Here is a 12,404-nt window from a genome sequence, read left to right on the forward strand (position 1 = left end):
TAGATGGGGGTTAAGAGTATATCAATTAGCCTTCCGCTTCGGTTATTTTTTCGTTTGCTTCTTTCAGATCATCGCTTTCAGGCTGAGGAATCTCTACATTCTTTGCTATTCGCTCACCTACGTAGGTCAACGAAATTAGCATGGGAAAATGATCGGAGCCGCAGTTGGGTAAACGTCGGATGGCTTGCAACTGGAAATGGGGAGACACGAAAACATGGTCAAGGGGCCAGCGTAAAAAAAAGTAGTTGGCATGAAACGTATTGTACAACCCCCGGCCGATCCGCGGGTCGAGCAAACCGCTAATTCGCTGGAACAAACGGGTGGTGTGCGACCACGCTACGTCATTCAAATCGCCAGCGACAATAATTGGTCCCGACTTGGTTCGGGCTTCTTTTCCAACCAGCAGCAATTCGGCATCCCGTTCGGTTGATCGGTAATGTTCCGTTGGACTTGGCGGCATCGGATGAACCCCGTAAAAGTGCACCAACTGGCCGGATGGCAACTCAAGTTGTGCGTACATTGAAGGAATATCATCCTGAATCAGAAAACGCAGTTCATGGAAACGGATCGGAAAACGGGAATAGAACAGCATACCATAGGTATTTTCCAGCGGATGCAGTAGTCTAAACGGATAATCATCTTCTAGATCAGCCAATTTATTCTGCCACTCCTGATTGGCTTCCAGTACTAAAAGTACGTCCGGCTTATGCTTTTTGGCCAGCGCCAGCACTTCGGGCATGTGCGTGTTCTCCATAAACACGTTCGCGGTCAACACCCGGATCGTGTTTTCTTCCGCGTGCGTCTTCCCCTTCGGTTGAGAAAACGACAGTACCTGTTTTTTGTGGAAGGGCGTAAAGGGATAAACCAGCCAGGCCTGATAAACCAGTGTGAGCAACAAACCGGTGGGCACAATGAGTAAAATACCATCCATATGATGCCCAAGCAAAAGCCAGCCCAACAGACCCAGTGCTGCCAGTAGAGTCAGTTGCAAATGCGGAAAATCCCAGATGCGAATCCACCAGTAATCTAGTCTGACCAGGTTAAGGAACGAAGCAACTGTGATTCCTATCGAGTAGGCGAGCAGGATTACATCAAGAGTGGGCATGAGTGAGCAAAAGCGATTAACAGATTAACTTCGAAAAATATCATGTGGTTTATACCCTGACCAGACAGCCTGGTAGATTGCGAAAATCCAATGGCTGCTTAGTTACCTGTCTGATTATAATGTCCTTCTTGGCATCCACCTAAAAGTTCAATATTTTCTAAAAGTTATACCATGATAAGATAGTACAATTTTTAGGAAAAATGGTGGAAAATGACGCCATTAAAATCAACTAAGTTTGTCGACTCTATCAACTTCCCGAAAACACTGGCTTGCGGGAAATTTCGTTGGGAGAGGTTACTAGTTGCGTACTACAGCTAAATAATCTTTCTGAATTTCAATACCTTATCAATTATATCCCTAAATCAAACTCTTCAACAATACAGGCATGAAGTATATTCACACTTGGTTTATTGGTCTTCTCGGGCTGGTTCAAGTGGTTTTTCCGGATGAAGTTTTTTCGCAAATAGTTGCCAGTAATCAGCCGCGCTACGAAACGATCCAATCCGCACAAATCACTCCACAGCCATCAGTCGACAAGGTAATTAAGGGGACGGTCAAGGACGAAAATGGGCAGGCCTTACCAGGCGTAAGTGTGGTTATCAAAAATACGAGTCAGGGCACTACGACCGATCCGAATGGAGCCTATCAACTCACCGTTCCCGATGCGGGCACCACCCTGGTTTTCAGCTTTGTGGGCTATCTGCCTCAGGAAGTACCGATCGGCAATCAATCCGAAGTCAATACTACCCTCCAGGTCGATACGAAGCAACTGAATGAAGTCGTCGTGGTGGGCTACGGCACCCAGCGTAAACGCGATTTGACCGGTTCGGTGGTGTCGATCAAAGGCGATGAAGTAACCAAAGTACCGGTTACGTCGCCCATTGAAGCGCTTCAGGGAAAGATTCCCGGTGCCGACATTTCGCGGACGAGCGGCTACGCGGGCCAGGGGCCTTCTATCCGGATTCGGGGCAACCGCTCCATTGCGAATCCGAGCAGTTCCAACAACGTACTGTACATTGTGGATGGTGTACAGGGCGTGAACGCAGCCGATATCAACCCCAATGATATTCAGACGATTGACGTATTGAAAGATGCTTCCTCTACGGCTATTTACGGTTCGCGCGGGGCGAACGGCGTTATTATCATTACCACCAAGCGCGGTTCGGGCGGCAAGCCCAAACTAAGCCTTAATTCCTACGCCGGAATTTCGGAAGTGGCGGGTTATGGCGCGTTTATGACGGGACCCGAATACATTGCCTTCCGGCGCGAAGCCTACCGGGCATCGGGCACCTGGACCAGCCCCGCCGACGATTCGAAGATATTTAATGCCAATCAGTTAGATGCTATCCAGAAGCAGCAGTTCCCGGTGTGGCCCGATCTGATACTACAGCCCGGATTTCAGCAGAACCATCAGTTGGGTATTACGGGCGGTACCGATAAAACCAAGATTTACTTCTCGGGTGAATATTTCCAGGAAAAAGGGCTGATGAAACTGGATGAATACAACCGGTATTCGGCCCGACTGAACATCGACCAGACGATCAACGACTGGGTGAAAGTGGGTATACAGACTCAACTGGCTTATATCGATAACGATATCCGCCGGGACCCCTTCAACCGGGCATCGAGCATTTTGCCACTGGGTACGCCCTACGACGCAAACGGGGCCTTTATCCCGTTTCCGTTAGGTGGCAGCATCATTAACCCGCTGGCCGACGAACAACCTAACGCCTATAAACGGAACACAAAAACGAACCGGGGTACATTATCGACCTACCTCGAACTGACACCCTTCAATGGGTTTTCGATTCGCTCAACGCTGGGCGCTATTTTTTCGACCTCCGAAGCGGGCAGTTATTACGGCGTAAACACGATTGATGGCGCCGGAAGTCGGGCGCAGGCCTCGATCACCAACAACCAGAGCCGCAACCTGAGCTGGGAGAACGTATTCACGTACAAGCGGACCATTCAGGATCACGCGTTCACGATTACGGGCGTAACCAGCTACCTGACCTTTACCAATACGTCGAGTTTTGCGGGGGGTAATAACCAGCTGATACCGGCCCAGTTTTTTTATAACCTGGCGGCCGCTAACCAGAACCCATTTTGGGGAAGTGGCTATAGCCAGAATAAGCTGATTTCGTTTACCGGACGTATCAATTATAGCTGGAAAGACAAATACCTGCTGACCGTTACGGGACGTAGCGACGGATCGTCTAAATTGGGCGCTGGCCATAACTGGGCCTTTTTCCCCTCGGCAGGCTTGGGCTGGCGTATCAGCGACGAGCCGTTTATGAAAAATCAGAAGGTGATAACAGACTTGAAATTACGGGCCAGCTATGGCGTATCGGGCAACGACGTGATCAACCCCTATGCAACTCAGAATTCCCTGTCAACGGTTTCCTTTGCCTATAGCGATGCCAATGCGGCCAATGCGTACCTGATCAGCCCAACCATTGGCAATCAGGATTTGAGATGGGAATTGACCACCACCGCTGACGTTGGACTGGACGTGGGGCTGCTCAACAATCGAATTACGGCCAATATCGATTATTACAATGCCCGCACGAACGACCTTATTTTCCCGTATACACTTCCGCTGCTGACGGGCGTAACCACGGTGAACCGGAATATTGGCGTTACCCGGAACAAGGGTCTTGAGATTGGCATTACGACGCAAAATATTAACAAGAAAGGCCTCAGCTGGTCAACGAATCTAACGTTTGCCCGCAACCAGGAACGTATCGTTTCGCTGCCCAACGGCAACGTCATCGCCGATGATTACCGAAATTCGCTCATCGAAGGCCAGCCATCGCAGATTTACTACGATTACAAAAAGATCGGTATCTGGCAGTCAGGCGAAGAATCGGAAGCGGCCAAATTCAACGCTATTCCCGGCGATATCAAAATTGCTGACCTGAACGGCGATGGCAAAATCGACGGAACCGACCGAACCATTATCGGCTCCCGCGTGCCGCAATGGACGGGCGGCTTAAGCAACGACATTCGGTATAAAGGCTTCGATCTGAACGTATTGCTGGTGGCTCGCGCAGGTCAGTGGATCAGCTCAGATTATTACGCAAAATACACCCGGAACGCCAGCAGCAACGGCGCCAGCATCGACTACTGGACCCCCGAAAACCCAACCAACGAATACCCACGCCCGAACGCCACCCGTAGCTCGACCTACGTAACGACGCTGACCGAACGGCAGGCTTCGTTTGTCAAAATCAGGAACATAACCCTGGGGTACATGATCCCGAAATCAATAACGAATAAGGCCAAAATTGACAACCTGCGGGTGTATGTGTCGGGTAAAAATCTGTACACGCTAAGCAACCTGAAAGACTTTGATCCCGAAGGCGAAGGGGTCATTGACCGGCCGCTCAACCGCCTGTACGTGTTTGGCATCAACCTTGGTTTTTAAATTTACCCCCAACCCCCTGAAGGGGGCTTTGGTTGAGTATGAGGAAAGCCCCCTTCAGGAGGTTGTGGGTATTCTCGCTCTGGAATAATGTAAATGTCCGTAGGTAATTAATAGGAGCTACATCAATGAAAACATACATAAAATACATACCCCTCGTCGCTCTGGCCGTTACGTTGCTAGCCTGCAAAGAACAACTGGTGGAATATAACCCGGCGGGGTCAACGGCGCAAAGCCTGTTTACTACGCCCGAAGGCATCGAAGCGGGAGTCAACGGGATTTACACGTACAACCGCTATTTCTACGGGAAAGAAGAGGGGCAGGCACTCATGGAAATGGGGACCGACATCTGGACCAATGCGGCCAACAATGGTAATTCGGGCTCCAACGGCGTATTTCCACAACCATCCCTGATGACGTATCAGGGTTTGACGACGGATAATGTGTGGGTGAAAAACCGGATGTGGCAGCAATGCTATGCCGCTATCAATCTGGCCAACAACGTGTTGAAGTATTTACCTAACGCGGGCGTACTGGCAACTCGCCAAACACAACTGGAAGGCGAAGCCCGGTTTCTGCGGGCCTGGTATTACTGGCATCTGGTCGAAAGTTTCGGGGCCATTCCCCTTCAATTAATACCCACGGAAACCATCGAAACAACGGCAACCCGTACGCCCGTCGAAACGGTGTACGAGCAGATTTTCCAGGATCTTCAAGTTGCCGTAACGGCCATTCCACAAACCACCACGGATTACGGACGTATTACCCGGCCAGCCGCCGAAGCGTTTTTGGCGAAAGTGTATCTGACGCGGGGTAAGAACCAGGAAGCGAGCAATTACGCCAAAAAGGTGATCACCGGCTATACGTACAAGCTGTTGCCCACTTATGCCAGTTTGTGGTCGATGACGGGCCAGCAAAACACGGAGGTGTTGTGGGCGGTAAATTACTCGACCAACCTGGCGTTCAATGCGGGTAGTAACATCAATCACACGCTGTTCCTGATGGAGTATAATACCCAGCCAGGCATGAAGCGCGACGTAGCCAATGGTTTTCCAAACGTTCGCTACATGCCGACCTTGTTCCTGCTCAGTCTGTTCAACGAACAAAACGACTCTCGGTATAACGCATCATTCAAGTCGGCCTGGCTGGCTAACGAAACCGATGCGACCAAGCGTCCGGCGGGGATGAACGTGGGTGATACGGCCATTTTGACCACAAAATATCCGGTGACGGCGGCTTTCCGGCAGTCCAAAAAATACAGGATTTACGACCTGAACGATATGTATAAAGCCGATGGCACACCCAACGACCGCTTTCACTACGTATCCCTTCGGAAGTTCGATGATCCCACACGGGCCACAGATGCCACCACAGAGAGTTCGCGGGATGCCTACATCCTTCGATTGGGTGAAGTCTATTTGCTAGCTGCCGAGGCTCAGTTGAACTTAGGGAAGAAAGATTCAGCCGCTTATTACCTGAACGAAATCCGGACGCGGGCGGCTGTAACAGGTCGCACTACCAACATGCGCGTCGCGGCCGCCGACGTAACGATCGACTTCATACTGGACGAACGCGCCCGCGAATTAGCGGGTGAACAGGTACGCTGGTTTGACCTGAAACGCACGAGCAAGCTGGTCGAGCGCGTGAAGAAGTACAACCCCGATGCAGCTCCCAACATTCAACCGTTTCATGCCCTACGTCCCATTCCGCAGAGCGAAATTGACGCCGTGACAAACAAGGGAGATTTCAAACAAAATCCGGGTTATTAACAGACGTTCAGAGTTAATACAGTTCAAAACTTCCCGAAAGACCAGACCTTTCGGGAGGTTTTATTGTCGGGATATATATACAGATTGTATGGAGAATCAGTTGGCCCCAGAAACGGCCGGGGCTTATAATCAGCTGAATCAGTTATAAGGAGACTTGGTCAGCGTGCTGGAAGTAATTTTTCTCTAATTGAACAAACAGCGCTGAGTTAAAAACGATGAAAGCCATAGAAAACCAGAAGCCATAATGGGGCGTAATCCAACTGATCGCAGCGCTGGTATGAGCAATCAGAATAATGAGGGCAAATGTTTTAACAAATTGTTTGGGCAACCAATAACCGATCACTCCAATTGCAATCAGCCAGGCAAATGAAATCAGAAATATACCTGATACGTGGTTTTTCATAAGGGCCGCTCCTATCGGATTGGCTTCACGGCCTGCCTGCAGATTGCCATTCCAGTAAGCCGCTGGCTGGTTAATAATAGTGACGGTTTCATCGACCAGGCAAGCGCAATAGGCTGGGATCAGAATAATTAATCTATTTTTCAGTTTCGACAGCAACATAATTAGTTGTTTCTCAGGTAAACGATGGTCAAACAAATATACATTCGGGGTAATTATTCTTAAGCAGGTTGTTTACTTTTCAGCAACTTCTGTACTATTCTTCGCCATATCTCAACGATCATTCGTTGCTATCAGCTTTCGCTAACATTGTATAATTTCCAGAGAAAATGGTGGAGATTGAGATTGATATAAATGAGTAAGTTTGTTTCAATGCACGAGTTCCAAAGGAGCGCATTTTTGTCATTCCAGATCCTACTATGAATCGATATACCCAAACCTTTCCGCTTTTAATCTTCTTGCTTTTCCTTTCTCTGACGCTCTCCACCGCGCAGCAGACAGCGAAAAAGAATCAGGCTATTACCATCGTCATTCCCGCGTCGGCTCATGTGCGAACGACGTTCGGGGCGGAAAAGCTGAAACAGGCCTTGACGAAGGCGGGGTATCAGTCCACGGTAGCGAAAGGTCCGCAGGCGAAAAGTACTGATACGCAGATTGTTATTGGGCTATGGTCTGATAACGTAGTGAAACCAGTGATCACGACCTATGCACTTACGGTTCCTGCTGACCTAAAAAAGGAAAGTTTTTCGATTCGAAGAGACCCTCAAAAACCGCTGCTCATTGCCGGGGCCGATCCATCTGGTACGTTATACGGCTGTATGGAACTGGCCGATCAGGTGACGGCAACGGGTAAACTTCCCGAAACAATAAACCTCAGCGATAAACCCGAAATGGTGTTGCGTGGTACGTGCATTGGCGTACAAAAACCTACCTATCTGCCCGGTCGGGATGTGTATGAGTATCCCTACACACCCGAAACGTTTCCGTGGTTGTACGACAAAGCGCTCTGGATTCGGTATCTGGATATGATGGTCGAAAACCGGTACAACTCGCTTTACTTGTGGAATGGGCATCCGTTCGCGTCGCTGGTTCGGCTAAAAGAGTATCCCTACGCCGTTGAAGTGGACGACGCTACGTTCAAAAAGAACGAAGAAATGTTCCGTTTCCTGACCGAAGAAGCCGACAAACGGGGCGTCTGGGTGATTCAGATGTTCTACAATATTATCGTATCCAAACCCTTCGCGGAACACCACAAAATCAAAACGCAGGACCGCAACCGACCAATTGTTCCGCTCATTGCCGATTATACCCGCAAGTCGATTGCCGCCTTTGTGGAGAAATACCCGAACGTAGGGCTGCTCATTGCGTTGGGCGAAGCGATGGAAGGCGTTGGTCAGGATGATGTGGACTGGTTCACAAAAACAATTATTCCCGGTGTGAAAGATGGCCTTAAAGCCCTCGGCCAAACCAACGAGCCCCCCCTTGTGCTACGTGCCCACGACACCGATGCGCCCCGCGTGATGAAAGCCGCGCTGCCTTTGTACAAAAATTTATACACCGAAGCCAAGTTCAACGGCGAAGCCCTGACCACCTACACCCCGCGCGGAAAATGGGCTGAGTTGCACCGCACACTCAGCAATATCGGTACGGTACAGATCGAAAATGTCCATATTCTGGCGAATCTGGAGCCCTTCCGCTACGGTTCAGCCGATTTTATTCAGAAGTCGGTGCAGGCCATGCATAACGTGTATGGTGCCAATGGCTTGCATCTCTATCCACAGGCGTCATACTGGGACTGGCCTTACACCGCCGACAAAACGACACCGCGTCAACTCCAGCTCGACCGCGACTGGATCTGGTACAAAACCTGGGCGCGCTATGCCTGGAAAGCCGGGCGGAATCGCCCTAACGAGGTAACGTATTGGGGCAATCAACTGGCGGAGAAATATGGCTTACCGCTGGACAAAGGAAAAGACGTACTGGAAGCCTATGAGCAAACAGGCGAGATTTCTCCGAAACTGCTACGTCGCTACGGCATCACCGACGGCAACCGCCAAACCCTGACACTGGGCATGTTGATGACGCAACTCATCAATCCATTTCGCTACGGTCTGCTTACGTTGCTGTACGAGTCAGAAGCCCCTGAAGGCGAGATGATTATCGACTACGCAGAGAAAGATTGGAAGCATGAAAAACACATTGGCGAGACACCCGTTCAGGTTGCCGATGAAGTTGTCGAACATGGTAAAAAGGCGGTAGAAGCCATCGACAAAGCTACTGGGGCCGTCACGAAAGACAAGGAAGAATTTACGCGATTGAAAAATGACGTGTATTGCCAGAATGCAATGGCGAATTTCTACGCGCAAAAAGCCCGGGCTGCGTTAGCCATTTTGCGGTACAAATATTCCAACGACGTGCGGGATCTGGACAAGGCCGTGCCTTTTCTGGAAAGCAGTGTAAAACACTACGCCGATCTGGTGAACCTGACCAAAGATACGTACCTGTATGCCAACAGTATGCAGACGAAACAGCGCAAAATTCCCATGCGGGGCGTCGATGCTACGTATATAACCTGGGCCGAAATGTTGCCGGTTTATCAGAAAGAACTGAACCATTTCAAGCACTCGATTGACTCGCTGAAAACTGCCACGAATACGGTGGCGAAACAGCCAATTGCCTTAAAGCCAGCCACAGTTACGATACAAAGTCCACAGCTTGAAACGTATGCTATCGAAAAAGGGCAACGCGTGTTTGCAGATACAGCCGCTACAATCAGTGAATTTGCGCCCGAGTTGAAGCGACTGAAAGGGCTGAAATTTTCGAAAGCGAAGCAGCAATTGGAACGTACCAGCCTCACATTCACGACGACCCAACCCGTGAAATTGCTGGTGGGCTTTTTTACCGAAAAGAACCCCAACTACCTACCCACTCCTGAACTGGAAACTGATGCCAGCGCGAATGACTACGGCCAGTCGGAAATCAAAATCTCGAATGCCATTCTGGTGAGCGGACAACCGCCGGTGAACATACACGCCTACTCGTTCAAGTCCGGTCAGCACACACTGAATCTGGGCAAAGGCGCTTGCTTATTGCTGGGCTTTATGGATGGAAATCAGGAAATTCCCATTTTCGATGCGGGCCTCGCGGGAAACAAGAAGAATATTGACTGGCTGTTTGAGTAAATCATAAACAGAATTATTGTCCACAGAGCGGTCCGCCGGTGCGGCACGGAGAGCACAAAGCAAAAAATAATTTAAAACTCTGTGTTCTCCGTGCCGCACTGGCGGACCGCTCTGTGGACAATACATTTACTTAATTCGCAATGATCAGTTCGATTTCGTTGTCGTGAAAAACCTGTTTATGTTTTTCTTCGATACCCGCGTCGGTAATGATGTAATTGATGAGCGACAACGCGCCTAAACTGGCAAAGGCGCTCTTGCCAATTTTGGTTGAATCGGCGACTAGATACGTAGTATCGGCAGCATCGATCATGGCTTTTTTTACTACTAAGTCGCTGATACTCGGATAGGTAAGCCCTGACTTTAGTGATAGGCCCGCGGTAGCCAGAAATAATTTCTGCACGTTAATTCCTTTGAAAAAATCGGCGGCTTTCTGTCCCGTCAGCGACAGGGTTGGTGGCTTAAACTCCCCACCGGTCATAATGACTTCAATACCCGGCTCGGCTCCCAGAATCAGGGCTATGTTTAAAGCATTGGTAATGACGGTAAGGTTCTTGTAGCCGCGAAGTTTCTTGGCAATTTCGGTCGTTGTCGAACCCGAATCCAGAATGATGCTGTCACCGCTTTCAATGAACTCCAGGCACTTAGTGGCAATCAGTTCTTTTTTGTCGATGTTTTCCTGATTACCTAACGAAAATGTACGTACCTGATCTTCAACGTTTTTCAGGTAAGCGCCACCGTGTTCTTTGGTCACCAGTCCGTCTTTCTCTAATTTTTCGAGGTCCTGACGAATCGTGACTTCCGTTACTTTAAAGATTTTGGCCAGGTCGATTACCTTAGCCGAACCATCTTCCTTCAATAATTCGAGTATCTTATCCCGACGTTGGTTCGCCAACATAGTTCTTTCTTTATGAAACAGCCAAAAGTAAGTAAAAGAACAATCTGCTACGTTATACTTTAAACGTAAGAAATCAATAGCAAACGCAAATATATTTATTACTCCGATGCCCATAGTAAGACTACCGAGACAGATGAGTCAACACGGGTGACTTAGGCGACACACATCTGTCAAGAAGATACAACGAAGTAAGTTACAAAACCCTTGATACGACAGTACTCCGTCGGAGTAAACGGCTACTTAGCCAGCTTAGACTCAACGCACCCAAAAAGACAATGACGAACTTGACAATAGCCGGTACGTTGACCGAAAGAAGAGCGAATTGTAACCAGGTGACAAATCCGTAATGCACGACGTAAATCCCGTAAGCATTGGCCGACAAACTGTTCCATCCTGTAAGCGGGCGGGTAATTGACTGTTTGAAAAAACTGATGCATGCCCCCATACTAGCCAGGCAACTGGCAACAAACACTACATCATACAGGAAGTAGCCTTCTGTAGAGGTCATATACCCTTGCTTAACCCAGGTAGCTCCAGCACGGGAAATTATCACGAACAGTAAAAAACAGCCCAGACATACAACGAGCCAGACCAGCCGGTCTTTACCGAAAAGCCTGTTCTGACTGAAAAGATAATTCTGCCAATCGGTCGCACCCAGGCAACTGCCCAGCAGGAAGAATACTAAATAAAACAAAAGCCGGTTTAGTTGAAAATCGAATGGCCCCCAGTTGCCTACCCATGTATATTGGCCTACCCATAAACTCAGAGGAATCAGACTAATGGCAACAACTCCATAGATAACTGCGGATAAATAAACCGGCCGTTTGCTCAGCCTGGCCAACCAATATCCAACGCCTATGTAAAAGGACTTTCTCCACTTGAAAATGAGGACCGCAACACCATCAAACGCTACTAACAGCCAGATAAACCAGGGCGGACCAACGGGCCATTGTTGTACTAAACTATAATCCTTTATGAACGTAGTAAAATCCGTTGACTGCGTAACCTGGTAAAAAGTAGGCGCATAAGCGATCGGAATAAGGATCACCTCAGCGATTAGAAAAGGAATTCCCAGCCGGATGAAACGATCTATCAGATAAGCCCTTATACCTTTTTTAGCTAGGCCCCGATAGACAAACAAGCCACTGATCAAAAACATCAATGGCATGAAAAACAGGTCATTGAAGCTAATGAACGTATCCAGGCCCGACCAACGATTGTCATCTACGATGGGGGCAGTTGAATAGATATAATGAGTCGGGTCAAAATAAGCAAATGTGGGATACGCCAATGCCGCATGATGCGCGACGACCAGAAGTGTAACAAACGAACGTAAATAGTCAAGCCAAATCGCTCGAGCGTCACCAGTTTTCATATAAAGCTTCAGGAATAAGAATCCATCAGCTAAAGGAGGACAGAAAATCAGAAAAGATGCATCCTCTTGTGTCAATACGTCTAAATTTTTATAGTCTTTAATCCCGTTTACAGCTTCACCTGCGCCAGTCGAATGGGGCAAACAGCAGCTCATCGTGAATCTATTTGTACCTGCATCAAGGGAATTTGGTATAAAAGAAAAATAAAAAAAAGATGAGATAATCGGCAGGAAAGCATATGAAAGCCTTCTGCTGG

Annotated in this window: 7 protein-coding genes; 3 read left to right on the forward strand and 4 right to left on the reverse strand. The window is 48.8% G+C overall.

Annotation, left to right across the window (positions count from 1 at the left end):
• Nucleotides 1-25: 25 nt before the first annotated feature.
• Nucleotides 26-1,105, reverse strand: coding sequence for an endonuclease/exonuclease/phosphatase family protein (locus tag BM202_RS12320; RefSeq protein WP_093826417.1), 1,080 nt, complete (start codon nt 1,103-1,105; stop codon nt 26-28).
• Between the two features lie 385 nt (nt 1,106-1,490).
• On the opposite strand from BM202_RS12320, the gene BM202_RS12325 reads away from it, so the two are divergent.
• Nucleotides 1,491-4,532 (forward strand): SusC/RagA family TonB-linked outer membrane protein, encoded by a 3,042-nt coding sequence (locus BM202_RS12325; RefSeq protein WP_093826418.1) that lies wholly within the window; start codon nt 1,491-1,493, stop codon nt 4,530-4,532.
• Nucleotides 4,533-4,657: 125 nt separating this feature from the next.
• The gene (locus tag BM202_RS12330) at nt 4,658-6,298 is read left to right on the forward strand and encodes a RagB/SusD family nutrient uptake outer membrane protein (protein WP_093826420.1); all 1,641 of its coding nucleotides are present in this window, start codon (nt 4,658-4,660) and stop codon (nt 6,296-6,298) included.
• A 142-nt stretch (nt 6,299-6,440) separates the two neighbouring features.
• Here BM202_RS12330 and BM202_RS12335 read toward each other — a convergent pair whose 3' ends face one another.
• Entirely contained in the window at nt 6,441-6,860 is a 420-nt protein-coding gene (locus BM202_RS12335) for a hypothetical protein (protein WP_093826422.1), read from the reverse strand.
• Nucleotides 6,861-7,117: 257 nt separating this feature from the next.
• Between BM202_RS12335 and BM202_RS12340 the strand changes: the two genes are divergently transcribed.
• A complete protein-coding gene (locus tag BM202_RS12340) occupies nt 7,118-9,880 on the forward strand; it encodes an alpha-d-galacturonidase (RefSeq protein WP_093826424.1) in 2,763 nt (920 codons plus the stop codon).
• 130 nt (nt 9,881-10,010) lie between these two features.
• Here the strand turns inward: BM202_RS12340 and BM202_RS12345 are convergent, their stop codons facing one another.
• Nucleotides 10,011-10,775 (reverse strand): DeoR/GlpR family DNA-binding transcription regulator, encoded by a 765-nt coding sequence (locus BM202_RS12345; RefSeq protein ID WP_093826426.1) that lies wholly within the window; start codon nt 10,773-10,775, stop codon nt 10,011-10,013.
• Between the two features lie 193 nt (nt 10,776-10,968).
• Nucleotides 10,969-12,150, reverse strand: a complete 1,182-nt coding sequence (locus BM202_RS12350; protein ID WP_177236574.1) for an acyltransferase family protein — start codon at nt 12,148-12,150, stop codon at nt 10,969-10,971.
• Between the last annotated feature and the right edge of the window lie 254 nt (nt 12,151-12,404).

The sequence above is a fragment of the Spirosoma endophyticum genome, from assembly GCF_900112365.1.
Lineage (GTDB): Bacteria > Bacteroidota > Bacteroidia > Cytophagales > Spirosomataceae > Spirosoma > Spirosoma endophyticum.

Excerpts from the sequence above, each read along its gene's own strand:
- BM202_RS12340 (WP_093826424.1), top strand. The coding sequence starts at position 7,118 with ATGAATCGATATACCCAAACCTTTCCGCTTTTAATCTTCTTGCTTTTC.
- BM202_RS12345 (WP_093826426.1), bottom strand. The coding sequence starts at position 10,775 with ATGTTGGCGAACCAACGTCGGGATAAGATACTCGAATTATTGAAGGAA.
- BM202_RS12330 (WP_093826420.1), top strand. The coding sequence starts at position 4,658 with ATGAAAACATACATAAAATACATACCCCTCGTCGCTCTGGCCGTTACG.
- BM202_RS12350 (WP_177236574.1), bottom strand. The coding sequence starts at position 12,150 with ATGAAAACTGGTGACGCTCGAGCGATTTGGCTTGACTATTTACGTTCG.
- BM202_RS12320 (WP_093826417.1), bottom strand. The coding sequence starts at position 1,105 with ATGCCCACTCTTGATGTAATCCTGCTCGCCTACTCGATAGGAATCACA.
- BM202_RS12325 (WP_093826418.1), top strand. The coding sequence starts at position 1,491 with ATGAAGTATATTCACACTTGGTTTATTGGTCTTCTCGGGCTGGTTCAA.
- BM202_RS12335 (WP_093826422.1), bottom strand. The coding sequence starts at position 6,860 with ATGTTGCTGTCGAAACTGAAAAATAGATTAATTATTCTGATCCCAGCC.